The sequence below is a fragment of the Ancylobacter sp. WKF20 genome (assembly GCF_029760895.1).
Lineage (GTDB): Bacteria > Pseudomonadota > Alphaproteobacteria > Rhizobiales > Xanthobacteraceae > Ancylobacter.
This window is the reverse complement of sequence record NZ_CP121679.1, coordinates 3,753,298-3,778,597: the sequence shown is the minus strand read 5'-3', so window position 1 is coordinate 3,778,597 and position 25,300 is coordinate 3,753,298. Positions and strand designations below refer to the sequence as shown.

General features: G+C 69.3%; 28 protein-coding genes and 2 tRNA genes. 20 read left to right on the top strand and 10 right to left on the bottom strand.

Annotated features, from left to right (window positions below; genetic code table 11):
* Positions 1 to 10: 10 nt before the first annotated feature.
* Positions 11 to 538, bottom strand: a complete 528-nt coding sequence (locus AncyloWKF20_RS17495; protein WP_279315246.1) for a hypothetical protein — start codon at positions 536 to 538, stop codon at positions 11 to 13.
* A gap of 199 nt (positions 539 to 737) precedes the next feature.
* On the opposite strand from AncyloWKF20_RS17495, the gene AncyloWKF20_RS17490 reads away from it, so the two are divergent.
* From AncyloWKF20_RS17490 to AncyloWKF20_RS17460, 7 genes are all read left to right on the top strand, one after another.
* A complete protein-coding gene (locus tag AncyloWKF20_RS17490) occupies positions 738 to 1,280 on the top strand; it encodes a GNAT family N-acetyltransferase (protein WP_279315245.1) in 543 nt (180 codons plus the stop codon).
* 3 nt (positions 1,281 to 1,283) lie between these two features.
* Positions 1,284 to 2,201 carry a DMT family transporter gene (locus AncyloWKF20_RS17485; protein ID WP_279315244.1) on the top strand — a complete coding sequence of 306 codons (918 nt, stop codon included), beginning with the start codon at positions 1,284 to 1,286 and terminating at the stop codon, positions 2,199 to 2,201.
* 96 nt (positions 2,202 to 2,297) lie between these two features.
* Positions 2,298 to 3,515, top strand: a complete 1,218-nt coding sequence (locus tag AncyloWKF20_RS17480; protein WP_279315243.1) for an ABC transporter substrate-binding protein — start codon at positions 2,298 to 2,300, stop codon at positions 3,513 to 3,515.
* A 50-nt stretch (positions 3,516 to 3,565) separates the two neighbouring features.
* Complete coding sequence (locus tag AncyloWKF20_RS17475) at positions 3,566 to 5,488, top strand: ABC transporter permease (RefSeq protein ID WP_279315242.1); 1,923 nt, start codon at positions 3,566 to 3,568, stop codon at positions 5,486 to 5,488.
* Positions 5,485 to 6,240: an ABC transporter ATP-binding protein gene (locus tag AncyloWKF20_RS17470; RefSeq protein ID WP_279315241.1), complete on the top strand. Its 756-nt coding sequence runs from the start codon at positions 5,485 to 5,487 to the stop codon at positions 6,238 to 6,240. The genes AncyloWKF20_RS17475 and AncyloWKF20_RS17470 overlap by 4 nt, the downstream gene beginning before the upstream one ends.
* The gene (locus AncyloWKF20_RS17465) at positions 6,237 to 6,935 is read left to right on the top strand and encodes an ABC transporter ATP-binding protein (protein ID WP_279315240.1); all 699 of its coding nucleotides are present in this window, start codon (positions 6,237 to 6,239) and stop codon (positions 6,933 to 6,935) included. Before AncyloWKF20_RS17470 ends, AncyloWKF20_RS17465 begins: the two co-directional genes overlap by 4 nt.
* A 149-nt stretch (positions 6,936 to 7,084) precedes the next feature.
* On the top strand, positions 7,085 to 7,498 hold the full coding sequence (locus AncyloWKF20_RS17460) for a MarR family transcriptional regulator (RefSeq protein WP_279315239.1): 414 nt from the start codon (positions 7,085 to 7,087) through the stop codon (positions 7,496 to 7,498).
* Positions 7,499 to 7,514: 16 nt separating this feature from the next.
* Here the strand turns inward: AncyloWKF20_RS17460 and AncyloWKF20_RS17455 are convergent, their stop codons facing one another.
* A complete protein-coding gene (locus AncyloWKF20_RS17455; RefSeq protein ID WP_279315238.1) occupies positions 7,515 to 8,264 on the bottom strand; it encodes an aspartate/glutamate racemase family protein in 750 nt (249 codons plus the stop codon).
* 244 nt (positions 8,265 to 8,508) lie between these two features.
* Here AncyloWKF20_RS17455 and AncyloWKF20_RS17450 point away from each other — a divergent pair, with 244 nt between their 5' ends.
* Positions 8,509 to 9,153 (top strand): hypothetical protein, encoded by a 645-nt coding sequence (locus AncyloWKF20_RS17450; RefSeq protein WP_279318014.1) that lies wholly within the window; start codon positions 8,509 to 8,511, stop codon positions 9,151 to 9,153.
* Positions 9,154 to 9,166: 13 nt separating this feature from the next.
* On the opposite strand, the gene AncyloWKF20_RS17445 is transcribed toward AncyloWKF20_RS17450, so the two are convergent.
* Positions 9,167 to 9,241: transfer RNA gene (locus AncyloWKF20_RS17445), tRNA-Gln, on the bottom strand.
* 156 nt (positions 9,242 to 9,397) lie between these two features.
* Here AncyloWKF20_RS17445 and AncyloWKF20_RS17440 point away from each other — a divergent pair.
* Both AncyloWKF20_RS17440 and AncyloWKF20_RS17435 read left to right on the top strand, forming a co-directional pair.
* Positions 9,398 to 9,474: transfer RNA gene (locus AncyloWKF20_RS17440), tRNA-Pro, on the top strand.
* 113 nt (positions 9,475 to 9,587) lie between these two features.
* On the top strand, positions 9,588 to 10,520 hold the full coding sequence (locus AncyloWKF20_RS17435) for an amidoligase family protein (RefSeq protein WP_279315237.1): 933 nt from the start codon (positions 9,588 to 9,590) through the stop codon (positions 10,518 to 10,520).
* Positions 10,521 to 10,523: 3 nt separating this feature from the next.
* Here AncyloWKF20_RS17435 and AncyloWKF20_RS17430 read toward each other — a convergent pair whose 3' ends face one another.
* Entirely contained in the window at positions 10,524 to 11,063 is a 540-nt protein-coding gene (locus AncyloWKF20_RS17430) for a DUF892 family protein (protein ID WP_279315236.1), read from the bottom strand.
* 98 nt (positions 11,064 to 11,161) lie between these two features.
* Complete coding sequence (locus AncyloWKF20_RS17425) at positions 11,162 to 11,782, bottom strand: carbonic anhydrase (protein ID WP_279315235.1); 621 nt, start codon at positions 11,780 to 11,782, stop codon at positions 11,162 to 11,164.
* A 171-nt stretch (positions 11,783 to 11,953) separates the two neighbouring features.
* On the opposite strand from AncyloWKF20_RS17425, the gene AncyloWKF20_RS17420 reads away from it, so the two are divergent.
* Positions 11,954 to 12,865 carry an MBL fold metallo-hydrolase gene (locus tag AncyloWKF20_RS17420; protein ID WP_279315234.1) on the top strand — a complete coding sequence of 304 codons (912 nt, stop codon included), beginning with the start codon at positions 11,954 to 11,956 and terminating at the stop codon, positions 12,863 to 12,865.
* Between the two features lie 33 nt (positions 12,866 to 12,898).
* Here AncyloWKF20_RS17420 and AncyloWKF20_RS17415 read toward each other — a convergent pair whose 3' ends face one another.
* Together AncyloWKF20_RS17415 and AncyloWKF20_RS17410 are read right to left on the bottom strand one after the other, a co-directional pair.
* Complete coding sequence (locus AncyloWKF20_RS17415) at positions 12,899 to 13,684, bottom strand: DUF1499 domain-containing protein (protein ID WP_279315233.1); 786 nt, start codon at positions 13,682 to 13,684, stop codon at positions 12,899 to 12,901.
* Between the two features lie 10 nt (positions 13,685 to 13,694).
* Positions 13,695 to 14,402 carry an HAD family hydrolase gene (locus tag AncyloWKF20_RS17410; protein ID WP_279315232.1) on the bottom strand — a complete coding sequence of 236 codons (708 nt, stop codon included), beginning with the start codon at positions 14,400 to 14,402 and terminating at the stop codon, positions 13,695 to 13,697.
* 46 nt (positions 14,403 to 14,448) lie between these two features.
* Between AncyloWKF20_RS17410 and AncyloWKF20_RS17405 the strand changes: the two genes are divergently transcribed.
* Both AncyloWKF20_RS17405 and AncyloWKF20_RS17400 read left to right on the top strand, forming a co-directional pair.
* Positions 14,449 to 15,918, top strand: coding sequence for an extensin family protein (locus tag AncyloWKF20_RS17405; protein WP_279315231.1), 1,470 nt, complete (start codon positions 14,449 to 14,451; stop codon positions 15,916 to 15,918).
* 101 nt (positions 15,919 to 16,019) lie between these two features.
* Positions 16,020 to 17,402: an aminotransferase gene (locus AncyloWKF20_RS17400; RefSeq protein ID WP_279315230.1), complete on the top strand. Its 1,383-nt coding sequence runs from the start codon at positions 16,020 to 16,022 to the stop codon at positions 17,400 to 17,402.
* A 255-nt stretch (positions 17,403 to 17,657) separates the two neighbouring features.
* On the opposite strand, the gene AncyloWKF20_RS17395 is transcribed toward AncyloWKF20_RS17400, so the two are convergent.
* Entirely contained in the window at positions 17,658 to 18,260 is a 603-nt protein-coding gene (locus tag AncyloWKF20_RS17395) for a L,D-transpeptidase (protein WP_279315229.1), read from the bottom strand.
* Between the two features lie 294 nt (positions 18,261 to 18,554).
* Between AncyloWKF20_RS17395 and AncyloWKF20_RS17390 the strand changes: the two genes are divergently transcribed.
* Together AncyloWKF20_RS17390 and AncyloWKF20_RS17385 are read left to right on the top strand one after the other, a co-directional pair.
* A complete protein-coding gene (locus AncyloWKF20_RS17390; protein WP_267584257.1) occupies positions 18,555 to 18,785 on the top strand; it encodes a hypothetical protein in 231 nt (76 codons plus the stop codon).
* Positions 18,786 to 19,004: 219 nt separating this feature from the next.
* Positions 19,005 to 19,979, top strand: a complete 975-nt coding sequence (locus AncyloWKF20_RS17385) for a magnesium transporter CorA family protein (protein WP_279318013.1) — start codon at positions 19,005 to 19,007, stop codon at positions 19,977 to 19,979.
* 18 nt (positions 19,980 to 19,997) lie between these two features.
* Here AncyloWKF20_RS17385 and AncyloWKF20_RS17380 read toward each other — a convergent pair whose 3' ends face one another.
* A complete protein-coding gene (locus tag AncyloWKF20_RS17380) occupies positions 19,998 to 20,747 on the bottom strand; it encodes an SDR family NAD(P)-dependent oxidoreductase (protein ID WP_279315228.1) in 750 nt (249 codons plus the stop codon).
* A gap of 99 nt (positions 20,748 to 20,846) precedes the next feature.
* Complete coding sequence (gene pdxH / locus AncyloWKF20_RS17375; RefSeq protein ID WP_279315227.1) at positions 20,847 to 21,473, bottom strand: pyridoxamine 5'-phosphate oxidase; 627 nt, start codon at positions 21,471 to 21,473, stop codon at positions 20,847 to 20,849.
* 73 nt (positions 21,474 to 21,546) lie between these two features.
* On the opposite strand from pdxH, the gene AncyloWKF20_RS17370 reads away from it, so the two are divergent.
* The 5 genes from AncyloWKF20_RS17370 to AncyloWKF20_RS17350 all read left to right on the top strand — a co-directional run bounded on the left by AncyloWKF20_RS17370 (position 21,547) and on the right by AncyloWKF20_RS17350 (position 25,277).
* Positions 21,547 to 22,008, top strand: coding sequence for an RT0821/Lpp0805 family surface protein (locus AncyloWKF20_RS17370; RefSeq protein ID WP_279315226.1), 462 nt, complete (start codon positions 21,547 to 21,549; stop codon positions 22,006 to 22,008).
* Between the two features lie 111 nt (positions 22,009 to 22,119).
* Positions 22,120 to 23,085, top strand: coding sequence for a J domain-containing protein (locus AncyloWKF20_RS17365; protein ID WP_279315225.1), 966 nt, complete (start codon positions 22,120 to 22,122; stop codon positions 23,083 to 23,085).
* A 163-nt stretch (positions 23,086 to 23,248) separates the two neighbouring features.
* Complete coding sequence (fabI, locus tag AncyloWKF20_RS17360; RefSeq protein ID WP_267584263.1) at positions 23,249 to 24,064, top strand: enoyl-ACP reductase FabI; 816 nt, start codon at positions 23,249 to 23,251, stop codon at positions 24,062 to 24,064.
* Between the two features lie 41 nt (positions 24,065 to 24,105).
* Positions 24,106 to 24,690 carry a hypothetical protein gene (locus tag AncyloWKF20_RS17355; RefSeq protein ID WP_279315224.1) on the top strand — a complete coding sequence of 195 codons (585 nt, stop codon included), beginning with the start codon at positions 24,106 to 24,108 and terminating at the stop codon, positions 24,688 to 24,690.
* Entirely contained in the window at positions 24,687 to 25,277 is a 591-nt protein-coding gene (locus AncyloWKF20_RS17350) for a histidine phosphatase family protein (RefSeq protein WP_279315223.1), read from the top strand. The genes AncyloWKF20_RS17355 and AncyloWKF20_RS17350 overlap by 4 nt, the downstream gene beginning before the upstream one ends.
* Positions 25,278 to 25,300 lie beyond the last annotated feature (23 nt).

The following is a 25,300-nucleotide window of genomic DNA, read 5'->3' as shown; positions in this document are numbered from 1 at the left end:
TCAGCCGCTCTCAGGGGCAGCGCACATAGACCATGGTGCCGTAGCGGCCGGCCACTTCCGGGTCCATCCACTTCAGCACCAGCACCTGCCCGTCGAAGCGCACCACCTCGCGGTCGGTCTGAGCGCCCGGCGGCTCGTCCGGCAGGCCGATATAGATCGGGCCGGGCGCGACCTGCTTCGACACCACCTCGGAAGGCTGCGACTGGTCGGCGAGATACATCATGAAGCCGCCCGAGGGGCCGGCGGTGATGACATAAGGCTGGCGGCAGCCTTCGCGGGCCTGCGCCTCGGTGCGCGCCGCGTCTTCCGGCCGGTGATAGGCGGCGAGGCCCCATTTGCCGATGACCTGCTGCGCCGTGATGGGCGAGGTGAAGCGCGGCATGGCCGGCTCCATCGGCTGCGGCGCCGAGGTCTGATTCGTGGCCGAGCAGGCCGCGGTCAGCGCGGCGAGCGCCGTCAGCCCGGCCAGATTGACCAGGCGGCGGCGGTCCATCAGGCGGCTGGTGGGGCGGCTATCGGGGAGACGGGCAAGCTTCATCGACGACTCCGGGACGGACGGGTGCCGGTACAACGCTCGAGGGTCCGGCATGGGCCCATCACATTCAATTCGTGCACCAGCATACGGATTACGCTTTACGCGGAAAGACCTTGCGAACATAGTCCGCCCGCGCCGCCGCGTCGAATTCTACACGCAGTCCCGCCCGATTTTTTACGACGCCGGTGGCCGGAGTGCTGTCGTGACCGCCTTTCACCTGCGCCCGGCCGAGGATGCCGATGGCGATGCCATTGCCGCGCTGATCGAATCGGCCTTCGCGGAATATCCCGGCTGCATCTTCGACCGCGCCGCTGAATTCCCCGAGCTCGACGCCATCGCCCGCCATTTCGCCGCCCGCGACGGCCTCATCTGGGTGGCCGAGGACGAGGCGGGCGTTATCGGCTCGCTCGCCATCGCCCCCACGCGCGATACCGACGCCCCGCCCGGCGCGCTGGAGATCACCAAGGTCTATGTCGCCGCCCGCGCCCGCCGCCGGGGCATCGCCCGCGCGCTGATGGACGCCGCCCTCGCGGTGGCCCGGACGCGCGGCGCACCGGAGATCCGGCTGTGGACCGACACCCGTTTCACCAACGCGCACCGCTTCTACGAGGTCTGCGGCTTCCGCCGGCAGGGCGAGCCGCGCGAATGCCATGACCTCTCCGCGACGTGGGAATATGCCTACCGCCTTCCGCTCGGCGCTGGCGCCCCGGCGGAACCACACGCTGTCACCGGCCGGGCGGACTGATCCATGATCCGCTTTCCCTCCGGCGCCGGCGTCAAGCTGGCCCTGCTCGGTCCCGCCATGGCGGCGATTGCCGGCATCGGCCTGCTCTCCATCATGGACGCCGTCATCAAGCACGCCTCGGCGAGCCATTCGACGCCGCAGATCGCGGCCATGCGCTATGTCTGCGGCACGCTGATCGCCTTCGCCGTGTTCCGGGCGCTGCGCACGCCCTGGCCGAGCCGCGCCACGCTGCGCCCGCATATGTGGCGCTCGCTGGTGGTGGCGGCGACGGCGCTGAGCTTCTTCTACGCCCTCGCCGTGCTGCCGCTCGCCGTGGTGCTGGCGCTCTCCTTCACCGCGCCGATCTTCATCGCCCTGTTCGCCGCCCTCCTGCTGGGCGAGCGCCCGGACCGCACCATCCTCGTCGCCCTGGTGCTGGGCTTTGCCGGCGTGCTCGTCGTGCTCTGGCACGAGGTGGAGGGCGCGGGTGCCGGCAATGCGTGGGGGCTGGCGGCCGCGCTCACCTCGGCCGTGACCTATGCGCTCTCCATGGTGGCGCTGAAGAGCCGGGCCGCGCATGACCCGCTGCCGACCATCGTGCTGCTGCAGAACCTGCTCCCCGCCTTCATCATTGTGCCGCTGGCGGTGCCGGTCTGGACCGCGCCGGCGCCCTCGGAACTCGGCACCTTCCTCATCATCGGCGCGCTGGGCACGGGCGGTCATTTGCTGATGGCCTCGGCTTACAAGCGCGCGGATGCCAGCCGGCTCGGCGTGTTCGAATACACCGCCTTCATCTGGGCGGTCGGCATCGGCTTCTTCGCCTTCGCCGAGGTGCCCTCCATGAGCACGCTCGCGGGCGCCGCGCTGATCGTCGGCGGCGCGCTCATGGCGTCCCGCCGGCCCTCGCCGGTGCCCGAGCCCGAGGTCGAGATCGGGCCATAAGGGCAGCGCTGGCGGGTTGGGGCTGGACGTGGGGCGGGCGGGCGATACCTTGTCGCCGAGTTTCAAAGCGTGGGGCAGATGATGATGCGCGGCAGGATGGTTCAGACGGTGCTGCTCGGCGCGGCCCTCGCGCTCGGCGCTCCCTTGGGTCTCACGGCGCCAGCGGGTGCGGCGGAGCCGATCCGCATCGGCGAGCTCAACAGCTACAAGGCGCAGCCGGCCTTCCTTGAGCCCTACCGCAAGGGCATGGAGCTGGCGGTCAGCCAGATCAACACCGCCGGCGGCATTGCCGGGCGCCCGCTTGAGCTCATCACCCGCGACGATGGCGGCAATCCCGGTGACGCGGTGCGCGTGGCCGAGGAACTGGTGACGCGCGAAAAGGTGGACGCGCTCACCGGCACCTTCCTCTCCCATGTCGGGCTGGCGGTCGCCGGCTATGCGGCCAAGCGGCAGGTGTTCTTCCTCGCCGCCGAACCGCTCACCGACAAGATCACCTGGTCGGACGGCAACCGCTACACCTTCCGCCTGCGCGCCTCGACCTACATGCAGGTCGCCATGCTGATGCCGGAGGCGGTGGCCGCCAAGCGCAAGCGCTGGGCCATCGTCTACCCCAACTATGAATATGGCCAGTCAGCCGCCGCCACCTTCAAGAAGCTGCTCAGCGCTGCCCAGCCGGATGTCGAGTTCGTCGCCGAGCAGGCCACCCCGCTCGGCAAGCTCGATGCCGGCCCGGTGGTGCAGGCCATCGCCGATTCAAAGCCCGACGCGGTGTTCAACGTGCTGTTCGCGGCGGACCTCGCGAAATTCGTCCGCGAGGCCAATACGCGCTCGGCGCTGGACGGCGTGTTCGTGGTCAGCCTGCTCTCCGGCGAGCCGGAATATCTCGACCCGCTGAAGGCCGAGGCGCCGGTCGGCTGGGTGGTGACGGGCTATCCCTGGTACGACATCGCCCTTCCCGCGCACAAAGCCTTCCTCGACGCCTATCAGGCCGCCTATGGCGAACCGCCGCGCCTTGGTTCCGTGGTCGGCTATGCGACGATCAAGTCGCTCGCCGCCGGCTTCGCCAAGGCCAGCGCCGCGGGCGGCATCGACGCCGAGCGCATGGTCGCCGCCTTCAAGGGGCTGGAGGTCAGCGGGCCGTTCGGGCCGTTCATCTACCGCGCCAGCGATCATCAGGCGACGATGGGCGCCTTTGTCGGCACCACGGCGGTGAAGCACGGCACGGGGGTGATGACGGGCGCGCGCTATATCGACGGCGCCAGCGTGCTGCCTTCCGACGCCGAGGTGAAGGCGCTGCGCCCCGCCGCCGACTGACCGCACTCGACTGACGCGCAACGACTGAACGCGCCGGGGAACCCGCCATCATGTCCTTCGAGGCGTCGTTTCAGGCGTTCTCCGCCGAATGGCCGCTGGTTCCCGCCCTGGCCTTTCAGGCGATCAACGGGCTGGCTTCCGCCTCCACCTTGTTTCTGGTGGCGGCCGGCCTGTCGATCATTTTCGGCGTCACCCGCATCGTGAACATGGCCCACGGCTCGTTCTACATGCTCGGGCTGTATGTCGCGGTGACGCTGGCACCGATGATGCCGGGGCCGCTGGGCTTCTGGGGCGCCGTGCTGGCGGCTGCGCTGGCCATGGGGGCGCTCGGCGCGCTGGTCGAGCTCACCGTGCTCCGGCGGATCTACCGCGCGCCCGAGCTCTACCAGTTGCTGGCCACCTTCGCCCTGCTGCTCATCATCAACGACGCCGCGCTCTGGCTGTGGGGGCCGGAGGACATTCTCGGGCCCCGCGCACCCGGCCTGACGGGGGCGGTCGACCTGCTCGGCCGGCGGCTGCCGCAATACGACATTCTGCTGGCACTCATTGGCCCCATTGTCCTGACTGTCCTCCACACTGCACTCACCCGCACCCGCTTCGGCCACCTCATCCGCGCCGCCACGCAGGACCGCGAGATGGTCGCCGCGCTCGGCATCAACGAGGCGCTGCTGTTCACCGCCGTCTTCGCGCTGGGGGCGGGGCTGGCGGGGCTGGGTGGGGCGCTGCAAATGCCGCGCGAACCTGCCAACCTGTTGATCGACCTGACAGTTCTGGGCGACGCCTTCGTCGTCGTGGTGGTCGGCGGCATGGGTTCGATCCGCGGCGCCTACCTCGCCGCGCTGCTGGTGGCGCAGATCAAGGCGCTGTGTACCGCCCTCGGAATCGTGGAAGTTGCCGGCTTCGGCTTCAACATGAGCAAGCTGACGCTGGTGGCGGAATTTCTCGTGATGGCCGTAGTACTTATCCTGCGTCCGCACGGTCTTTTCGGTGTTTTTATACCGCCATCGACCAGCCGCGCCCATATCGAGCCGCCGCTGCGCCCGCTCTCCGGCGGGGGGCGATTCACGTTCATTATCATAGGGTTGGGCCTTGCGGCCCTGCCCTTCCTCGGCGGCGCGCTGGCCTATGCGCCGGTGCTGGCGCTCGATGTGATGATCGCCGCGCTGTTCGCCGCCTCGCTGCATTTCCTCATGGGGCCGGGCGGCCTCGCCTCCTTCGGCCACGCCGCATCCTTCGGGCTCGGCGCCTATGGCGCCGCCTTCGCCGCCACCGCCTTAGGCCTTGATACGCCGACATCTTTCGCCGTCGGCCTCGCTGTCGCCGCGCTCGGCGCGGCGCTGGTGGGCGGGCTCGCAGTTCGGCTGGAAGGCGTCTATTTCGCCATGCTGACGCTCGCCGTGGCGCAGATCGTCTGGTCCGTGGTCTATCAGTGGGAGGATGTTACCGGCGGTTCCAACGGGCTGTTCGGCATCTGGCCGCAAGCGCCCTTCGACACGCGCACCGGGCTCTATCTCGCCGCCCTCACCCTCGTGACTTCGGGCGTCATGCTGTTGCGGATACTGGCATTTTCGCCCTTCGGCTACGCCTTGCGGGCGGCACGGGATTCCGCCCGGCGGGCGGAGGCGAGCGGTATTTTCGTACAGCGGGTGCGCTGGCTGGCCTTCATCGTGGCGGGCACGCTGGGCGGCGCGGCGGGCGCGCTCTTCGCCTTCGCCAAGGGCTCGATCTCGCCGGAGACCATCGCGGTCAGCCGCTCCATCGACGGACTGGTCATGGTGCTGCTCGGCGGCGTGCAGAGCCTTGCCGGACCGCTGCTCGGCGCCGCCGGCTTCACCGTGCTGCAGGACACGGTCATGCGGGAAACCGAGTATTGGCGGGCACTTATGGGCGTGCTGATCCTCGTAATCGTCGTCGCCGTCCCCGGCGGCATCGCTGGCGCGGTCGCCCTGCTGCGGCGCGGGGGCGGGCGATGAGCGTGCTCGCGGTCGAGAAGCTCAGCAAGGCCTATGGCGGCGTGCAGGCGCTCGACGGGGTGAGTTTCACCCTCGCCGCCGGCGAACTGCTCGCCCTGATCGGCCCCAACGGCGCCGGCAAATCCACCTGCTTCAACATCGTCAATGGCCAGATCCGCGCCGATTCCGGTCGGGTGTGGCTGGGCAAGCATGATGTTACCGGCGCCTCGCCCCGCCGCATGGCGCTTGCCGGCGTCGGGCGCACCTTCCAGGTCGCGCAGGTATTCGGCTCGATGACGGTGCGCGAGAATGTGCAGATGGCGCTGCTGGCCGCCGCCCGGCAGATCTTCCGCTTCATCCGCCCCACCGCCACGCGGATGCGCAGCGAGGCCGACGCGCTGCTCGCTCAGACCGGCATGGACGCGCTGGCCGAGGCGCCCGCCGCGACGCTCGCCTATGGCGACGTGAAGCGCCTCGAACTCGCCATGGCCTTGGCCGCGCAGCCGAAACTGCTGCTGATGGACGAGCCGACCGCCGGCATGAGCGTGACGGAGCGCCTCGCCTTGATGGGTCTGGTGCGCGACCTCGCCAAGCGCAGCGGTATTTCTGTACTGTTCACCGAGCATTCCATGGATGTGGTCTTCGGCCATGCCGACCGGGTGATCGTCCTGGCGCGCGGCGCCCTCATCGCGGAGGGCACGCCGGACGCGGTGCGGGCCGATCTCAATGTGGCCGCGCTCTATCTCGGCCGGCGCGGCGGAGGCCAGCCATGAGCTCCCCGATCCTGGAAATCGACGGCCTCGAGGCGTGGTACGGCGCCGCGCAGATCCTGTTCGACCTGTCGCTCACCGTGGCGCGCGGCGAAGCGGTGGCGTTGATCGGGCCGAACGGGGCCGGCAAGAGCACCACGCTGAAGGCGATCCTCGGTCTGGTGCAGCGCCGCGCGCGCCGCCTTTCTCTGGAGGGGCAGGATATTACCGCCCTGCCCACCTTCCGCATCGCCCGATGCGGTGTCGGCTATGTACCCGAGGACCGCCGCATCTTCACCGACCTCACCGTCGCGGAGAACCTCGCCATCGCCCGCCGCCCGCCACGTCCCGGCATCGGTGGAGTGGTGTGGGACGAGGCCGCAGTGTTCGCGCTGTTCCCGAACCTTGCGACGATGCGCCACCGGCCGGGCGGGCAGATGTCCGGCGGCGAGCAGCAGATGCTGGCGGTGGCGCGCGCGCTCGTCAGCAACCCGGCCCTGCTTCTCCTCGACGAACCTTCGGAAGGCGTCGCGCCCATCATTGTCGATCAGATGATGGAAGCGATCGCCTCCATGAAGGCGCAGGGCCTGTCCATCCTCATCTCGGAGCAGAACAGCGACCTGACCGACGCCATCTGCGACCGCAGCTATCGCATCGACCATGGCTGCCTGATCGACGGCTCCATCCCGGCCGGCCCCCTCCTGCCGACCGGGGCCTGACCAATTCCTGTGCATCATCCTGTAATTTAACGATGTTCCGGCTTCGAGATTTGCGAGCCGGCTCATTCATGCTGAGATGCGTCGCACAGATCAGGGACGGGATGATGGCCGGGCGACGCGGGGGCAGCGAGACGACGGACGACGCCCCGATGGCGCCCTATCGTCTCGACGACCAGTTCGGCTTTGTCCTGCGCCTCGCCGCCCAGCGCCATGCCGGGCTGTTCGAGGCCGGCATGGTCGAGGGTCTGACAGCGCCCCAATTCGCGGTGCTCGTGCGGCTGCGCGAGGTCGGCCCCTGCTCGCATCAGCGCCTCGGCCGCCTGCTGCATCTCGACCTGCCGACGGTGAAGGGCGTGATCGACCGGCTGACCGGCCGCGGCTTCGTGCTCAGCGCCGACGACCCGCTCGACAAGCGGCGCCAGGCCGCCGGCCTCACCGAGCGCGGCCTCGCCGTTGCCGATGCCGCCATCGAGGCGTCGCGGGACATCACCCAGCGCACGCTTGAGCCGCTCACCCCCAAAGAAGGCGCGCAACTGGTCGCCCTGTTGCAGAAACTGACGTGATGCTGCCTGAAGCCCTTCAGGGCTGGCGCGGGGCGAAGTCTGCCAGCAGGCCCGCATAGGGCTTCGCGCGCGGCGCGGCATAGGGCCCGGCCTTGGAGGTGGCGAGGCCGGTGCGCACCAGCCCCTCGGCCAGCGCCACCGCGCTCGCGACACCGTCGATCACCGGCACGCCATGTTCGTCGGCCAAGGCGCGGGCGAGGTCCGCCATGCCGGCGCAGCCGAGCACGATGGCCTCGGCCTTGTCCGCGACGACGGCACGGCCGATCTCGGCGGAAATGCGCGCGCGCGCATCCGAGGCCGGGTCTTCGAGCTCCAGCACCGCCACTTCCGAGGCACGAATGGCGCAGCAACGCGCCAGCAGCCCGTAGCGGGCGAGATTGGCCTCGATCACCGGCACGGAGCGCGACAGCGTCGTCACCACGGCGAAGCGATGGGCGATCAGGCTAGCGAGATGAAAGCCCGCCTCGCCAATGCCGACCACGGGAGCCCGCGCCAGCGTGCGGGCGGCATCGAGGCCGGTATCGTCGAAACAGGCGATGATATGGGCGTCGACCGCGCTCCCCTCGCCCGCCTCGGCCATGGCAATGGCGTGCAGCAGGCCCGGCAGCGCCAGCGCATCGTCATAGAAGCCCTCGATCGAGGCCGGGCCCATGCTGGACGTCGCGGCCACAATCTGCGTGCCCGGCGACGCGACGGCCCGCGCGGCGGCGGCGGCCTTCTCGGTCATGGAGACGGTGGTGTTGGGATTGACGAGATGGATGCGCACGGGAAACGCGCCTGTCTGGAAAAGGATCGCCCGCTTCTAGCATGGGGCCCCGTCGGGCAAAGGACTATTTGAGCGGAGATCGCCCTGCGCCAGGCCACAGAGGCGCGGGTAGCGACGCGACGGGATTGCCAGCTCGCGTCGAGGGCAGGCACAAAGGTGGTCGCCCTTTCGCCCCTCCCCGCGAGGCTATGTCGTGCTCTCCTTCCCCCTCCGATCCGGCCTCGCCGCCACCGTCCTCCTCGCCCTGCTCGCCAGCCCCCTGCGGGCGCAGGAGCCCCCGCCGCCCACCTGGCCGGACACGGCCACCGCCCGCCTCGGCGCGCTCGCCCTGTTGCAGACCCTCAATGCCGAGCTCCTGAGCAACCCCAGCGCGACTTTGACGCTGGACCGCTGGTGCGCCGCGCACCGGCTGGCGCCGACCGGCGCGAAGATCGTCGCGCAACGAGTGACGGGCGCCGACAAGCCCGCCACCGACGCCATCCGGCAAATGCTGGGGGTCGGCGCGGAGGAGCCGGTGCGCTATCGCCGTGTGCGGCTGGCCTGCGGGGAGCGCGTGCTGTCGGAAGCCGACAATTGGTACGTGCCCGCGCGGCTTACGCCTGAGATGAACCAGCAGCTCGACACCACCGACACGTCTTTCGGCCGCGTCGTGCAGCCGCTGCGCTTCCGCAGGCAGACGCTGGCCGCGACACTTTTGTGGCAACCGCTGCCCGACGGATGGGAGATGACCACGCCGCTGCCCGCTCCAGGCGCGCAGCCCCTCGCCATGCCGCGCTTCGTGCTGGAACACCGCGCCGTGCTGACGCTGCCGGACGGCCGGGCCTTCAGCGCGCTGGTCGAGAGCTATACGGCGAACGTTCTGGGCTTTGCCTGGCGGGATGGATGGTGAACGGCGCGGCCGCTGGCTGGGGCGGGAGGATTCGAACCTCCGCATGGGGGAATCAAAATCCCCTGCCTTACCGCTTGGCGACGCCCCATCAGCCGGCTGGCGCGGGGCGGACATAGCCACAGGACGGCGCGGCTTTCAACCATCCCTCGGTCCGCGTCATCCACAGGCTGGGCACGATCCACGATTTCCGACCCCCCTGCACTTGCTACCCGGCTCATTCGCATGTTAGAGGCTCGCGCCGCGGCGGAGTGTAGCGCAGTCTGGTAGCGCACCTCGTTCGGGACGAGGGGGTCGCAGGTTCAAATCCTGCCACTCCGACCATCCATTCCCGAGATCCATCCCCATCTGGTCTTTCCCCGCGCGCCTCCGGGCGAGTCGGGAGAAGGTTGACGTTACGTCTCGAAAAAGCCGGGTGTCGTGCCCAGATTGGGCGGATGAACGCCGCGCCCCGGGTCGAGCCCGGTTCTCCCCTCGCCTTTGATGCCTTGCCTCGCCCGCTCGATTCGGCCGGGCGGCCGCGCCGCGTCGGGATCGAGGTCGAGTTCACCGGCCTCTCGGAGCGCCGGGCCGCCGGCGTGCTGGCGGCGCATCTGGGCGGACGGGTGGAGGAGGAAGACCCTTTCGCCTTCCATCTGGTCGACTCGGCGCTCGGGCGTATCAGCGTCGAGCGCGACCTGCGGCACATCCACCCGCACCGGCCCTATCGGCACCCCGCGCCCTGGCTGCGCCCACCGGCCTCCACGCTGGTCGCCGCGTGCCTCGGCCTGATCATCCCGCGCGAACTGGTGACCGAGCCCCTGCCGCCGGAAGACCTTCCGGCCGTCGACGCGGCTCTTGCCCGGCTGCAGGCCGCGGGCGCGGGCGGGGACCGCGCCACGCTGGCGGGCTCGCTCGGGCTGCACCTCAACATCGTGCCCCCCGATCCGGCGCCAGCGACGATCCTGGCGCTGCTGCGGGCCTATCTGCTGCTGGAGGACGAATTGCGCGGGGAGATCCTGCCGTCCGCGCTGGCGCGGCTGCATGCGCCGGAGCCATTTCCGGCGGCCTATCGGCGGCACGTGCTCGATCCCGCCTATGCGCCGGACCTGCCGACGCTGTGCGACGACTATCTGGCCGCCAACCCGACGCGCAAGCGCGGGCTCGACCTGTTGCCCTTGTTCCTGGAACTGCTGGGAGACCGTGTAGCCGGGCGCATCACCGACAAGGTGAAGCCGCGCCCCGTGCTGCACTATCGGCTGCCGGTGGCCCGCGTCGGCGTGGCCGGCTGGAGCCTGGCGGCAGACTGGAATCTGTGGGTGCGGGTCGAGCGGCTGGCGGCGGACACGGAGGCCCTCGCCGCCCGCACGGCAAGGGCGCTGCAGCGGTAGATATTAGCCGGCGAGCACGGCGGGCAGGCGACCCGAGCGGCGCACACGCTGCTCGGCGAGGCAGCGCTCGGCGAGCACCTGAAGCGCGGCTGTGGCGCGACGGCGGCTGCTCAGATTCTCATGCAGCAGGCGCGCACTCTCCACTCGGCCGCCCTGGCGCAGCCAGCCGATCACCGTCTGATAGCGCGTGAGACTGTAGGCCGCCACCGCCTCGACCGCGCCGATGATGGCGGTGTCCAGCACATGATAGCTGTCGATCTCGTCATTCAGCTCGTCGGCGCTGATGAATATCCCGTCGATCGCCGGGGATTCGACCAGGCACGGCGTCGCGCCATGCAGGCGGAACACGTCGTCGACGCGCTCCATATAGGCCTCGGAGGCCTCGACCCATGTCTGCATCTCGTCCTGCAGGCGGGCGTCGGAGAGCTTGCCGGCGAGGATCGGCAGGGCCCGCTGGATCCGACGCTCGGTGTAGCGCAGTTCGGCGAGGGCCTGCAGAAGGAGGTCGTCGAGCGATTTGATGTCTTTCGTGAGCAACCCCATCGCGTCTCTCCCAATGCTTTGATTGGCAGGACACAGCCTGCAACCCGCCTAACGCGGATTGCCGGTTGGAGTTCCACATGGGAGGGGCGGAGCCGGGCTCAGGCCGGGCGGAACACGCCGTCTTCGTCCAGCCGTTCCAGCACCCCGGTGGCCACCGCGAAATAGGCGCCATGCAGCACCAGACGGCCATCCTCCAGCCGCTCGCGGACCCAGGGAAATGTCTCGAGATTGCGCAGCGAGAGCTTCACGCACTGGTGTTCCAGAATGCGGCGTTGCTCGGCCGGGTCGCTCGAGAGGTTGAGCGCGATGTCGCGGGCGGGGGTGGCGATGCGGATCCAGTCCGGCAGGAAGTCCTGCGCCGCATCGGGCGCGCCGTCGATCAGCGCGCCGGCGCCGCCGCACAGCGCGTGGCCCATCACGACGATCTCGCGCACCTCCAGCACCCGCACCGCGAATTCGAGAGCCGCGCTGGTGCCGTGGTGGTGGTGGTCTGGGGTCGAATAGGGCGGCACGATATTGGCGACGTTGCGCACGACGAACAGTTCGCCCGGCCCGGCATCGAAGATCATGCTGGGATCGACGCGACTGTCGGAACAGGCGATCACCAGGGTCTGCGGGCGCTGGCCACGTGCCGCCAGCTTCTCGAACAACGCCTTCCGCTCCGGCCAGGAGGTCGCGCGAAACCGGCGATAGCCGTCCACCAGCTGATCCATCGTCATCCCTCGCTCACGCACGCCGCCTTCGCTCCTTAAAGGCGTGTCGCGCAGGAGGCAATCCTGCCGCATGGAGAGACGGCCGGCCCGCACGGCATAAGGAGGGGCGGGCGCCTCGACAGCGGCCATCGGCTGAGCTAGGGCGACAGCGCGGGCAAGCGAGAAGGAGCCACGCGCATGGCCGAGGACATCCCGTTCGACCGCCGCTTCGACGCCGCCCCCGGCGTGGCGGACGAAGTGGCGCCTGGCGTGCGCCGCGTGCTGGCGCCGAATAGCGGGCCGTTCACCTTCACCGGCACCTGCAGCTACATTGTCGGGCATGGCGAGGTGGCGATCATCGACCCCGGCCCGGACGATCCCGCCCATGTCGCCGCGCTACTGGCGGCGGTGCGCGGGGAGACCGTCACCCACGTCATCCTCACCCACACCCATCGCGACCATAGCGGGGCGCTCGCCGCCATCGTCGCCCAGACCGGTGCCGCAACCTATGGCGAGGGCCCGCACCGGGCGGCGCGCGCGCTGCATGCGGGCGAGGTCAACACGCTCGACGCCGCCGCCGACCGCGCCTTCCTGCCGGATGTTGCGCTGGCCGATGGCGCCCGCATCGACGGCCGCGGCTGGGCGCTCACCGCGCTGGCGACGCCCGGCCACACCGCCAACCACATGGCCTTCGCGCTTGAGGGCGCCGGGCTCATCTTCGTCGGCGATCATGTGATGGCGTGGTCGACCTCCATCGTCGCCCCGCCCGATGGGGCGATGAGCGACTACATGGCCTCGCTGCACCGGCTGCGGGCGCGGCCCGAGACCTTCTACCTGCCCGGCCATGGCGGGCCGGTGCGGGAGGGGCACGCCTTCGTCGAGCGCTATATCCGCCACCGCGAGGCGCGCGAGACCGCCATCCTGCGGGCGCTGGCGCGCGGGCCGATGAGCATCCCGGAGATCGTGCGGGCGATCTATATCGGCCTGAACCCGCGCCTGTTCAACGCGGCTGGGCTCTCGACGCTGGCGCATCTGGAAGATCTGGTCGGGCGCGGCGAGGTGCTGACCGAGGGGCCGGCGGCCTTTGACGGCACGTTCCGGCTCGGCTGAGGGCGGTCGCGGCTGAAGGCGCGGATCCGCGCGTCAGCGGCGCGCGCGGCCCTGCGCGTCAGCGAGTTCCGCCAGAAGCTGGTCGATGCGCCTTGCATTGGCGCCGAAATCGCGATCCGAATTGCGCGAGACCGAGCGCATGTCGATGCGCGTGCCCTCGGCGGTGCGGCGCAGGCGGATGACGACATCGTCGCGCAGGCCGAAGGGCAGGCTGCGCGCCACCGCCTCGATGCGTCCCTCGCGCTGGCCGCCGCGCGGCGGCACCGCATCGACCACCAGCCATTTGTGGCGGGTCACCAGACCCATCAGCGACTTGTAGACGTCATCCGGCGGCACATCGACGATCATCGGCTTGATGCCGGGATAGGCGTCGCGCTGCTCGGCGCTGGCGCTCGCCCCCGCATAGGCGAGATTATTGGCCGCCCGCGAGCGCAACTGGCCGAGCGTCTGGAAGGTCGGCGGGTCGTCCATGTCGGTGGTGATATCGTGCAGCGCCGGCAGGCCGACGCTGAGCGCCGCCACCGTCGCGGTCGGGGCAATGAGGAGGAGCGCCAGCGCCGCCGCGCCAATCACCCGTCCAAGGCCGCGCAGCCCCTCGTTCCAGATCACCACGAAGCCGGCGAGTGCCAGCAAGAGCGCCAGGGCGGACAGGCCGACACCGGCCAACACCGCATAGACCGCGCTGCGGAAATCCAGCGTCTCGGTGGCGTAGAGGCCGAGGGCGATCGCCGTCACCGGCAGGGCGAAGACCGCCGCGCGCAGGCTCCACACGGCGAGCTTGGAGACACGCTCCTCGACATAAAGCCGGCGGCGGATCATCGCGGCGCCCTCACACGCATTCCAGCATCAATTCGGCGAGGTGCTCGACCGAATCGACGATGAGATCGGCCTCATCGGCAAAGCCGTCCACCGGCTGCGAGCCGCAGCGCACGAGGATGGCCTGCGCCCCCGCCGCCTTCGCCGTGTCGAGGTCGTGCTTGGTATCGCCGACCAGAGCGATCTCGCTGGGCTTCAGCCCCATCAGCGTGGCGAAGGCCTCGACCATGCCCGGCGCCGGCTTCGAGCCGAAGCCGGAATCATGGCCATAGACCGCGCTGAGCAGCGCCGTCAGCCCGAGGATCTCCGCCTGGATACGGGCATTGGCCTCGCCGTCATTGGTGGCGATGCCGAGCGGCAGGCCAAGCTCGCGGAACCGCGCCAGCGTCTGCGCCGGACGTCCGAGCGGGGTGAGGTAGCGCCGGCCTTCCTGCACGAACAGCCGGTCCACCTCGCGGAAGAAGGCAAGGTCAGCCTCGCGCCCCAGCGCCTTGGCCCAGGTGGGGCCGTATTGGCGCGAGGAGCCGGCGATCAGCGGCGAGGTCTGCAGGAAGCGCCGCTCGGCGGGAATGTAGTGGCTGACCTCGTGGAGCGCGGCGAGCCCGGCATCGTCCTCGCCCGCCAGCGCTGCCATCACGGCACCGGCGGCCGGGCCCCAGGTACGGTCGAAATCGACCAGAGTACCGTCCTTGTCGAACAGAATGGCGCGTGGAGCGTTCACGGTAAGTCGATGCCCGGCCGAACAGAACAGAGAAGGGCCTGATAGCATGGATTTTCCGAGGCTCCCATCGCGCCGCGCGTGCCTGACCTCGCCCGGCGCCCGCCGTCTCCCCGCCCTTGCCGCCGTCACGCTGATGCTGGCGACGCCGGCCGCTGCCGATCCGCTGAAAGAGATCGGCAGCGGCTTCGACGAGGCAGGCCGCGCGCTCAACCGGCAGGTCGGCGCGTGGTTCAGTGACGGCAAGCCCGCCCGCACCACGCGCCGCCGGCTTCCGGCCACCGCGCCGCTCCCCCTGCCGCGCCCGGCAGAAGGGGGCCCGGCCGCCAGCGCCGCTTTGCCCACAGCGCCCCCTGCGCCAGCGGAAGCCCCGCCGCCGCCCGCCGAGCCGTCACCCACGGCCACCGCGCCGACACCGCCACCCGCGCCCGACGCGGTCAGGGTCGCGGCGCTTCCCGCTCCTGGCGTGGCGCGCGAGGCGGTGAAGCCGACGCCATCCGACCGGCAAGAGGCCCAGACCAGCACCGAGGCCGCCGCGCCGGTAGCGCCGCCGTTCGAAGCGGCCCCGCCGGCTGCGCCCAAGGCTCCGGCTCTAGCCACGCCTTCGGCTAAGCCTCCCGCGATACCCGAAGCCACGCGCCGCGCCGCGACGGGAGCGGCCGATGTCCCACGCCCGACGCCCCGGCCGGCCGAGCCCGAATCGGACCGCGTCGCCGCCTTGCCGCCCGCCGAGGCCGCACCCGCCGAGAAACCCTCCGCGGGCGCGAGCATCCCCACCATCTGCCCGGAACTCTCCGCGCAGGATCTCGGCGCGTTCACCCCGATCACCGTCACCGCGACGGATCCGGCCTGCGCGGTGGATCGCGGCGTCAGCCTCACCTCGGTGCGATTGAAGGATGGCCGGAGCATTCCGCTCCAGCCCGCCGCCGTGCTCCGCTGCGAGATGGCGGCGTCGGTCGCTCACTGGCTGCGCGACGAGGTTGACCCCGCCGCCGCCACGCTGGGCTCGAAGCTCTCCGGCCTCATGGTCGCCGCGTCCCAGCAATGCCGCCCGCGCAACCGCGTGGCCGGCGCCAAGATCAGCGAGCACGGGCGCGGTAACGCCATCGACGTGCGGGGCCTGATGCTGGAAGACGGCCGGCGCGTGGTCATCGGCACCCCGGAAGGCGGCAAGGAGGAAGCCATGCCGCTGGCCTTTCGCGAGCGGCTGAAAATGGGGGCCTGCGCCGACTTCACCACCATTCTCGGGCCGGGCTCGGATGACTATCACGAGCAGCATCTGCATCTCGACCGCGCCGAGCGGCGCAGCGGGGCGGTGCTCTGCCAATGGGCCGTCGCCGGCCCGCCGCCCAAGGCGCCCGGCATCGCCGCGCCGCAGGCCACGCCGACGGGGGAAACGCCAACTGGGGCACAAACTGGGGAAACACCAACTCCTGCCGCCCGCCCGGCCGAGGCGCCGGGACGCGAGGGCGCCGAGCCGGATGAGGAAGGCCCGGCGGATGAGGCGCCCACACCGTGACGGGATAAGACAGGTCGTGGCGGAATGATGCGAAGGGCGCGCTTCCGGGCGAGGCGCGGAAGCACTAGGCTGGTCTCATAGACCTTCCTGGAGCCGCGCCCATGTTGACCAACCTGCAGACTCGCGATGTCGAGACGCTGATCCACCCCTACACCAACCTCGCCGCCTTCCGCGAGGCGGGGCCGCTCATCCTCGACCACGGCAAGGGCGTGTGGGTCCACGACGTCGAGGGCAAGCCCTATCTCGAGGGCATGGCGGGGCTGTGGTGCACCGCGCTCGGCTACGGCAATGAGGAGCTGGTGGAAGCGGCCGCGACGCAGATGCGCAAGCTGCCCTTCACCCACATTTTCGGCGGCAAGAGCCATGACCCGGCGATCGAGCTCGCCGAGAAGCTCAAGGAGATGGCGCCGATCCCCGTCTCGAAGGTGTTCTTCACCTCCTCGGGCTCGGAGGCCAACGACACCCAGATGAAGCTCGTCTGGTACATGAACAACGCGCTCGGCCGGCCGAAGAAGAAGAAGATCATCGCCCGCATGCGCGGCTATCACGGCGTCACCATCGCCTCGGCCTCGCTCACCGGCCTGCCCGGCAACCATAACGACTTCGACCTGCCGATCGCCGGCGTGCGCCACACCACCTGCCCGCATTATTACCGGCAGGCCGAGGAGGGCGAGACCGAGGAGGCCTTCGCTACCCGCCTCGCCGCCGATCTCGAGGCGCTGATCCTCGCCGAGGGGCCGGAGACGGTCGCCGCCTTCATTGCCGAGCCGGTGATGGGCGCTGGCGGCGTCATCGTGCCGCCGAAGACCTATTACCCGAAGATCCAGGAAGTGCTGGCCAAGTACGACGTGTTCTTCATCGGCGACGAGGTCATCACCGGCTTCGGCCGCCTCGGCACGGCCTTCGGCAGCGAAGCCATGGAGATGAAGCCGCACTCCATCTCCATCGCCAAGGCGCTGTCCTCGGCCTACCAGCCGATCGGCGGCGTCATGATCCCCGAGGACATGTACCAGGCGATGCTGGACGAGAGCCGCAAGCTCGGCAGCTTCGGCCATGGCTACACCTATTCCGGTCACCCGGTCGCCGCCGCCGTGGCGCTGAAGACGCTGGAGATCTATGAGCGCGAGAGCATCTTCGAGCGCGTGCGGGCCAAGATCCCGCAGTTCGTCGCCCGCCGCGCGGCGCTGGAGGATCACCCGCTGGTCGGCGAGGCGCGCGGCGCCGGCCTCGTCGCGGCGATCGAGATCGTCGCCGACAAGAAGACCAAGCACCAGTTCGACCCGAAGCTCGGCCTCGCCGCCAAGTGCGTCGCCTTCGCGCAGGCCGAGGGGCTGATCGTGCGCAACGTGTTCGGCGACGCGGTCACCATCTGCCCCCCGCTGGTCATCTCGCCGGCCGAGATCGACGAGCTGTTCGACCGCCTCACCCGCGCGCTCGACAAGACGCTCGACTGGGCGGTGAGCCAGAAGCTGCTGGCGGCCTGAGAGAGCCGGTTCTCTCCTCCACCATCATCCCGGACGGTCCGCAGGACCGCTCCGGGATCGCGCGAAGGAAAAGAGCGGCCAGCAATCCCGGCTCTGCGGCTTCGCGGAGGCTGCCCTTGGGCTTGCCGGAGGCAAGACCCGAGGGGCCGGGATGACGGCGGATCGGCGGAAGCCTTCGATCCCCGCAAACAAAAAGGGCGCTGCCGACCGGCAGCGCCCTTTTCATATTCGCCTGTGAAGGCTCGGAGCGGAGGCTCAGAGCACCACGACTTCGGTGCCCTGCGGCACGCGGCTGTAGAGGTCGATCACGTCCTCATTGAGCATGCGGATGCAGCCCGAGGAGATCGCCTGCCCGATATATTCCGGCTGGTTGGTGCCGTGAATGCGGAACAGCGTGTCCTTGTTGCCCTGATAGAGATAGAGCGCGCGGGCGCCCATCGGGTTGTGCGGGCCGGGGCCGACGAAGTTCGGAATGCCGGCCAGACGCTGCTTGATCTCGGGGGTGGGGGTCCAGGTCGGCCATTCGGCCTTGCGGCCCACCTTGGCCTCGCCCTTGAACGCCAGGCCTTCTTCGCCGACGGTCACGCCGTAGCGGATCGCCTTGCCGTTGTCCTGGACGAAGTAGAGATACTTCTTCTCGGTATCGACCACGATCGTGCCCGGCTTCTCGGTGCCGGCGTAATCGACGATCGAGCGCTGGTAGATGTCCGGCGGCAGGACCTTCTGATACGGCGCGTTGGCCAGAAGCTGCTTGTCCCGCGGCGTCAGCGACGCCGTCGGCGCCGGCTCACGCTCGACGCTGGTACAAGCGCCAACGAGAAGCGCAAACAGGATGATACCCGCCCCGCGCAAATTCATTTCTCAATGCTCCGAATCAATTGCACGCCCCAAGCGTGCGGCTTCACCCTTGACTGTCGATTAACCGAACTTGGTTCCGCCTTGAAGGGGCCACATGAGTGGCGGTGCAAGGCGGGCAGAAAATGTTGCGCAAAAAGCTCACTTCTTCTGGAAGACATCCAAAATCGGCGGCAAAACCCCTCCGTAACGTCAAGAGCCTTACCGGCGACCCCGATTTTGCTTATTTTTGTCGCAGTCGACGGTCAATTCGTCGGCAGCCACCCGGCGAGCGGGTGGGACACCTTGGAGGAAGTCATGTCTACCGAAGACAAGCCGGCCCCCCAAAGCCGGCCGAGTGACCGCTGGGACCGCGCGGAGCAGAGTGCTCACTGGCGCGAGATCGGTATTTCCGCGGTTGCCGCCGCGGCGCGTTATGCGTCTGACAAGAAGACGGTATCCGATGCCCCCAATACGGGTGCGGCGCGGACCGATGGTGGTGATGCCAAAGTCGTAACGCTTCGCGACATCGAATATTTCGCGGCCTGATTGCCACCGGCCAACGGCCGGGACGAGCTCGTCCGCACCCCTCCCCCCACGCACCGACATCGTCTCCCGCCGCCGTCAGGCCGCGGGCGACCCGATGACGCGTCGCTGCTATAGGGACGGCTGAAACCGGCTGCGGCCTTCCGGGATTACCGGGGAGCCGCAGCCGGCCGTCCCATGGCGCCGCCCGCCATCGTCGCCGGCCTTTCCGGGGAGAACCGCATGATCACCGCCTATTGCGTGCGCGAGGGCGCGCTCACGGGAGTGCCCGTCACGCCCGACAGCACGCTGCCGCCCGACACGATCTGGATCGACGTGCTGCGCCCCTCCGAGGCGGAGGACGATCTGGTCGAATCGGCGCTCGGCATCGCCATCCCCACGCGCGACGAGATGATCGAGATCGAGCCATCGAGCCGCCTCCGGCTGGAAAATGGCGCGATCTACCTCACAGGCAGCCTGGTCTGCCATTCGGAAGACGAGCGCCCGACGCTCTCCGCCGTCACCTTCATTCTCGCCCGCCACCGGCTGGTCACGCTGCGCTATGACGAGCCCAAGCCCTTCCGGCTGGTCACCGCCGAGCTCGGCCGCGGCTGCCCGGCCGACATGACCGGCGAGCGGCTGCTGATGGAACTGCTCGACACCATCGTCGACCGCGCCGCCGACATCATCGAGCGCCTCAGCGCCCATATCGAGGCGCTGTCCGAGCGCATCTTCGACCGCGAGGCCCGCACCGACCAGAACCAGCGCTACCGCGCGCTGCTGGCGCGAATCGCCCGGCTCGGCGACCTCGCCTCCAAGGTGCGCGAAAGCCTCGTCAGCATGGCCCGCATCTTCACCTTCCTCGCCGCCGAGGGCGAGCTGAAGGCGATGTCGAAGGACCAGAAGACGGCGCTGAAGAGCCTCCAGCGCGACGCCACATCGCTCACCGACCATGTGAGCTATCTCGGCGACAAGATCACCTTCCTGCTCGACGCCACGCTGGGCCTCGTCAGCATCGAGCAGAACAACATCATCAAGATTTTCGCGGTGCTCTCGGTGGTGCTGATGCCGCCGACGCTGATCGCCTCGATTTACGGCATGAATTTCGAGCACATGCCCGAGCTCGCCCTGACATGGGGCTACCCGGCGGCGCTGATCGCCATGCTGATCGCGGCGATCGTGCCCTACTGGATCTTCAAATGGCGCCGCTGGCTGTGAGCCGGCAGGCCCGCACGCTCAGACGTGCTGGCCGCCATTGATGTGGATCTCGGCGCCATTGAGGTAGGACGAGGTCTCCGTGCACAGCACATAGATGATCTTGGCCACCTCGTCGGGCGTGCCAAGGCGCTGCATCGGGATCTGCTCGACGATCTTCTCCGTGCCGGGCGAGAGGATCGAGGTGTCGATCTCGCCGGGGGCGATGGCGTTCACCCGCACGCCGAGCGGGCCGAAATCCGCCGCCATCTCGCGCGTCAGCCCGGCCAGCGCCGCCTTCGAGGTCGCATAGGCCGCGCCGGCGAAGGGGTGCACCCGCGAGCCGGCGATGGAGGTGACGTTCACCACCGCGCCATGGGTGCGCTTCAGCTCCTCCAGCAGGCCGCGCGCCAGCAGGATGGGGGCGAAGAAATTGACCTGGAAGACCTTGTGCCAGGCCTCCTGCGGCGTGTTGAGCGTGCTGAGCCGCGACCCGCCCGCGCCCTTGGGCGAGATGCCGGCATTGTTGACCAGCGCGTGCAGCTCACCATTCTCCAGCCGGCTCTTGATCTCGTCGACCGCGCGCAGCGTGTCCTCGGGATTGGAGAGGTCGACCTGGATATGGTCCTCCGGCCCCATCTCCCACGGGCAGTTTTCCGGGAAGGCATGGCGCGAGCAGGTGATCACCCGCCAGCCGGCAGCGGAGAACCGCTTGACGGTGGCGTGGCCGATCCCGCGCGAGGCGCCGGTGAGCAGCAAGGTACGGCGAGGCTGGTTGGAACCCTTGGTCATGGGGCAGTCTTAGCTCAGCTCGGGGCGGGTGTCAGGACAATAGCGCGGCCGGGTGACGTCCGTAGGATGCCGGACCCCGCATCGCAGCGAAGAATAGGCTCAAGGGTAGAGCCGCGTCTTGCTCCAGCCGTCCACCTCGGGCGTCGCGCGCTCGAAGACCACGCGGTCATGCAGGCGAAACGGGCGGTCGTGCCAGAACTCGATCTGCACCGGGCGGATGCGGTAGCCGTTCCAGTGCGGCGGGCGCGGCACCTCGCCCAGGGCGTGCTTGGCAGTGAACTTCGCCACCGCCGCCTCCAGCGCGAAGCGACCTTCGAGCGCGCTCGACTGCTGGCTCGCCCAGGCACCGATCTGCGACAGGCGCGGACGGCTGGCGAAATAGGCGTCCGCCTCCGCCTCGGTCACCATCTCCACCGGCCCGCGCACCCGGATCTGCCGGCGCAGCGACTTCCAGTGGAACAGCACCGCCGCCTTGGGCGTGCCGGCGAGCTCGCGGCCCTTGGCGCTGTTGGAGTTGGTGAAGAACACGAAGCCGCGCGTGTCACGGGCGTTCAGCAGCACCATGCGCACATCCGGCAGCCCGTCGGCATCGACGGTCGCCAGCGCCATGGCGTTGGGGTCGTTGGGTTCACTCGCCTTTGCCTCCGCGAACCAGTCCTCAAAGAGCTGGAACGGCTCGGCGGCTTCCGTGAAATCACCGGATGTTAACTCTTCAGGCGCTTCCATAAGGGCAGTCTCGATAAGTGGACCCGAGGGCCCGACGATGTTCCTAAGGCGGCGACGGACGGCATCATCCGCGATGATGCGCATTCCGGCTCCATATACGCACGCCGGCGCGCTTCGGACAGCGGCTTGCTCCGTATCCTTCGTCGCGGTCGCTTTGCTGCTCGCCGGCTGCTCGGGCACCTCCGCGCTCGATCCCATCGCCACCGGCTCGATCAGCGCCACCCCGGCCGCCTATGCCGCCGAACCCGTGCCCAAGGGCGTCGCCCCGGAGGACTGGGTGGCCGCGCGCAAGGCGCTAGCCGAGGCGCTGGTCGAAAAGGACGCCGCCCCGAGCGTGCCGTGGGAGAATTATGTCAGCGCCACGCGCGGCACCGTCACCCCGCTCAGCAAGACCGCCGACGCGAGTGGTGGCCATTGCCGCGAGTTCCTCATGAGCTTCGTCAAGGACAGCGGCGAGGAATGGCTGCAGGGCGCGGCCTGCCGCACCAAGACCGGCTGGAAGGTAGATCAGGCCCGCCTGCTGGAGCGCAGCTAGCCCCGCATCCCTCCATCCGGCCGCACCCAGCTTTGCCGCGCGCCGTTGCAGAGCGGCAACACGTCTCCTACATGACGCAGAGCCGGAACCGCCGGACGAGACGTATCATCCATGCGCGACCCCTATGACATCCTCGGCGTTGCCCGCAGCGCCGACGCAACCGAGATCAAGCGGGCTTTCCGCAAGCTCGCCAAGAAACTGCACCCTGACGCCAACCCGGATGATCCGAAGGCGCAGGACAAGTTCGCCGAGCTGAACTCCGCGCACGAAATTCTCTCGGACCCCGACAAGCGCGGCAAGTTCGACCGCGGCGAGATCGACGCCGAAGGCAAGCCGAAAGGCTTCGAGGGTTTTCCCGGCGGCGCCGGCGGTTTTCGCCGGGGCGGCGGTGGCTTCCAGCAGGGCCCGGCGGGCGAGACGATATTCGAGAGCTTCTCCTTCGGCCAGGAGGGCGCGCGGCGCTCCGGCCATGGCCCGCATGACGCCGGCGGCTTCGACGACGTGCTCTCCGACATTCTGAGCGGCCTCGGCGGCGGACGCGGCCGGGCGCGCGGGCGTGGCCGGGCGGAAACGCCGCGCGGCAACGACATCGACATCACCGTGCCGGTGCCACTGGAAACCGTGGTCGAGGGTGGCCCGGTCAAGGTCCACCTCCCCAATGGCCGGGTGATGGAGGTCAAGATCCCCGCCCGCGTCGCCGAGGGCCATCGCATGCGCATGAAGGGGCAGGGCGAGCCCAGTGCCTTTGGCGGCACGCCGGGCGACGCCTATGTCGTCGTCGCCTATGCCCCGCACCGCCTGTTCAAGGTGGAGGGCGCGGATCTGCGCGCCGACGTGCCGCTGCCGCTCGCCCAGGCGGTGCTCGGTGGCAAGCTGCGTGTGCCGACGCTGAAGGGCGAGGTCGAGCTCTCCCTCCCGGCCTGGACCGATTCGGGGCGCACCTTCCGCCTGCGCGGCAAGGGCCTGCCCAAGCCCGATGGGGGCGACGGCGATCTTCTGGCCACCGTCCGCATTGCCCTCCCGGCCGAGCGCGACCCCGAGCTGGAGGCGCTGCTGCGCAAGCGCAGCGGGGCCTGAGCGGGCGGGCGGCACCCACCTGCCGCTACGTCGGCCGCGCCCGCCTCTTTCGCGGCCGCATGTCTGACTGTAACCGCTCGCTTGAGCGCGTCTTGCCGCTGTGCGATAGGAACCCCTCGCCACCGCAAGGTGGGACGACAGGACGGAGCACGGTGTGACGGGCATGGCATCGGTTGGGTTGATGAACGGCAAGCGCGGGCTCGTGATGGGGGTCGCCAATAACCGTTCCATCGCGTGGGGCATCGCCAAGGCCGTCCATGCTCAGGGCGCGAAGCTGGCCTTCACCTATCAGGGTGAGCCGCTGAAGAAGCGCGTCGAGCCGCTCGCCAATGAGCTGGACGCCGCCATTGTCGGCCATTGCGACGTCACCGACCCCGCCACCATCGACGCCGTCTTCGCCGAGACCGAGCGCCAGCTCGGCGGGCTCGACTTCCTCGTCCACTGCATCGCCTTCTCCGACAAGAGCGAGCTGGACGGGCGCTATGTCGACACCACCGCGGACAATTTCAGCAAGACCATGCTGATCTCCTGCTACAGCTTCACCGCCGTCGCCCAGCGCGCCGAGAAGCTGATGACCAATGGCGGCTCCATGCTGACGCTGACCTATTACGGCGCCGAGAAGTGGATGCCGCATTACAACGTCATGGGCGTCGCCAAGGCGGCGCTGGAGGCGAGCGTGCGCTACCTCGCGGCCGATCTCGGCCCGAAGAACATCCGCGTGAACGCCATCTCCGCCGGCCCGATCAAGACGTTGGCCGCGTCCGGCATTGGCGACTTCCGCTACATCCTGAAGTGGAACGAGCTGAACGCCCCGCTGCGCCGCACCGTCACCATCGACGAGGTCGGCGATACCGGCATGTACCTGCTCTCGGATCTCGGACGCGGCGTCACCGGCGAGATTCACCACGTCGATGCGGGCTATCATGTCGTCGGCATGAAGAATCCCGAGGCGCCGGATCTGACGCTGGATCGCGACTGATCCGCCCACGCGCCGCCCGAGCCCCGGTTAAGGAGACAGCGATGACCCAGCCTCACCCCGCTCCGACCTTGGCTTCTCCGCGTCTTGCGGCACTGGCGACGATCGTGGCTCTCGGCCTCGCTCTGGCGACGGGCGCGCAGGCACAGACCTCCCTCACCGTGCAGCCGCCACCCGGCCCGCAGGACCGCGGCGTGCCGCCGACGCTCGAGCAATACCCGCTCCTGCCGCGCATTTTCGGGCCGGGTGGGGCGATTTTCCCCGGCTATGTCTCGCCGATCGACCAGAACGAGGACACCCGCGTCTCGCTGCTCACCGGCGGCGGCGGGCGGATGGTGTTCGCGGCCGGCACCGCCGACACGCGCTGCCAGACCGAGCAGGCGCCGACCATCACCATTCTCAACGCCCCGGCCGGTGTGAAGCTCTCGACCGACTATGGCAACTTCACCGTGGACGCGGTGCAGGCGGGCTCCTCCTTCTGCCTCGGCCGCGTCATCCAGGGCACACGGGTCTTCGTCACCGGCCGCCTGCCGCGCAGCGGCGCCACGGCGACGCTGAAGATCTCCTACCCGCAGGTGGGCCGGCTCGGCCGCAGCTACACCCAGACCGTGGCGCTGCCCGCCCGATGAGCCGCTGCCGCATTTTTCTCGTTCGCCATGGCGAAACCGACTGGAACCTCGCCGGGCGTCTCCAGGGCCATCACGACATTCCGCTGAACGATCTCGGCCGCGAGCAGGCGGCCAAGACCGCGCGCGTGGTTGACCGCCTCGCTGGCGGCGCGGCCGGGCTCGACTATGTGGCGAGCCCGCTCGGGCGGACCTCGCAGACCATGGCGATCCTGCGCGCCGAGCTTGGTCTGCCCCCGGACGAGTTCCGCCGCGACGCGCGGCTGAAGGAAATCGGCTTCGGCCGCTGGGAAGGCTATAGCTGGACCGAGCTGCGCCGCCGCGATCCCGCCAGCGTCGCCGTGCGCAAGACCGACCCGTGGAACTTCGTGCCGCCGGGCGGGGAGAGCTACGCCATGCTGACCGAGCGCGTCATGGGGGCGATCAACGAGATCACCACCGACAGCGTGGTAGTGACCCATGGCGGCGTCGTGCGCGCCATGCTGCATGTCCTCGCCGGCATGCCGCCGGAACAGGCTGTCGACCTGCCCGTGCGCCAGGGCGCGGTCTACATGGTCGAGAACGGCGCGTTTGAACTCGCCGTCGCCTGACGGCCGCCCGCACAACAGGGGAA

Bases quoted from the DNA above. Each gene is read 5' to 3' on its own strand.
- AncyloWKF20_RS17495 (WP_279315246.1), bottom strand. From the start codon at position 538: ATGAAGCTTGCCCGTCTCCCCGATAGCCGCCCCACCAGCCGCCTGATG.
- AncyloWKF20_RS17485 (WP_279315244.1), top strand. From the start codon at position 1,284: ATGATCCGCTTTCCCTCCGGCGCCGGCGTCAAGCTGGCCCTGCTCGGT.
- AncyloWKF20_RS17480 (WP_279315243.1), top strand. From the start codon at position 2,298: ATGGTTCAGACGGTGCTGCTCGGCGCGGCCCTCGCGCTCGGCGCTCCC.
- AncyloWKF20_RS17475 (WP_279315242.1), top strand. From the start codon at position 3,566: ATGTCCTTCGAGGCGTCGTTTCAGGCGTTCTCCGCCGAATGGCCGCTG.
- AncyloWKF20_RS17470 (WP_279315241.1), top strand. From the start codon at position 5,485: ATGAGCGTGCTCGCGGTCGAGAAGCTCAGCAAGGCCTATGGCGGCGTG.
- AncyloWKF20_RS17465 (WP_279315240.1), top strand. From the start codon at position 6,237: ATGAGCTCCCCGATCCTGGAAATCGACGGCCTCGAGGCGTGGTACGGC.
- AncyloWKF20_RS17460 (WP_279315239.1), top strand. From the start codon at position 7,085: ATGGCGCCCTATCGTCTCGACGACCAGTTCGGCTTTGTCCTGCGCCTC.
- AncyloWKF20_RS17435 (WP_279315237.1), top strand. From the start codon at position 9,588: ATGAACGCCGCGCCCCGGGTCGAGCCCGGTTCTCCCCTCGCCTTTGAT.
- AncyloWKF20_RS17430 (WP_279315236.1), bottom strand. From the start codon at position 11,063: ATGGGGTTGCTCACGAAAGACATCAAATCGCTCGACGACCTCCTTCTG.
- AncyloWKF20_RS17425 (WP_279315235.1), bottom strand. From the start codon at position 11,782: ATGACGATGGATCAGCTGGTGGACGGCTATCGCCGGTTTCGCGCGACC.
- AncyloWKF20_RS17420 (WP_279315234.1), top strand. From the start codon at position 11,954: ATGGCCGAGGACATCCCGTTCGACCGCCGCTTCGACGCCGCCCCCGGC.
- AncyloWKF20_RS17415 (WP_279315233.1), bottom strand. From the start codon at position 13,684: ATGATCCGCCGCCGGCTTTATGTCGAGGAGCGTGTCTCCAAGCTCGCC.
- AncyloWKF20_RS17405 (WP_279315231.1), top strand. From the start codon at position 14,449: ATGGATTTTCCGAGGCTCCCATCGCGCCGCGCGTGCCTGACCTCGCCC.
- AncyloWKF20_RS17400 (WP_279315230.1), top strand. From the start codon at position 16,020: ATGTTGACCAACCTGCAGACTCGCGATGTCGAGACGCTGATCCACCCC.
- AncyloWKF20_RS17395 (WP_279315229.1), bottom strand. From the start codon at position 18,260: ATGAATTTGCGCGGGGCGGGTATCATCCTGTTTGCGCTTCTCGTTGGC.
- AncyloWKF20_RS17390 (WP_267584257.1), top strand. From the start codon at position 18,555: ATGTCTACCGAAGACAAGCCGGCCCCCCAAAGCCGGCCGAGTGACCGC.
- AncyloWKF20_RS17385 (WP_279318013.1), top strand. From the start codon at position 19,005: ATGATCACCGCCTATTGCGTGCGCGAGGGCGCGCTCACGGGAGTGCCC.
- AncyloWKF20_RS17380 (WP_279315228.1), bottom strand. From the start codon at position 20,747: ATGACCAAGGGTTCCAACCAGCCTCGCCGTACCTTGCTGCTCACCGGC.
- pdxH (WP_279315227.1), bottom strand. From the start codon at position 21,473: ATGGAAGCGCCTGAAGAGTTAACATCCGGTGATTTCACGGAAGCCGCC.
- AncyloWKF20_RS17370 (WP_279315226.1), top strand. From the start codon at position 21,547: ATGATGCGCATTCCGGCTCCATATACGCACGCCGGCGCGCTTCGGACA.
- AncyloWKF20_RS17365 (WP_279315225.1), top strand. From the start codon at position 22,120: ATGCGCGACCCCTATGACATCCTCGGCGTTGCCCGCAGCGCCGACGCA.
- fabI (WP_267584263.1), top strand. From the start codon at position 23,249: ATGGCATCGGTTGGGTTGATGAACGGCAAGCGCGGGCTCGTGATGGGG.
- AncyloWKF20_RS17355 (WP_279315224.1), top strand. From the start codon at position 24,106: ATGACCCAGCCTCACCCCGCTCCGACCTTGGCTTCTCCGCGTCTTGCG.
- AncyloWKF20_RS17350 (WP_279315223.1), top strand. From the start codon at position 24,687: ATGAGCCGCTGCCGCATTTTTCTCGTTCGCCATGGCGAAACCGACTGG.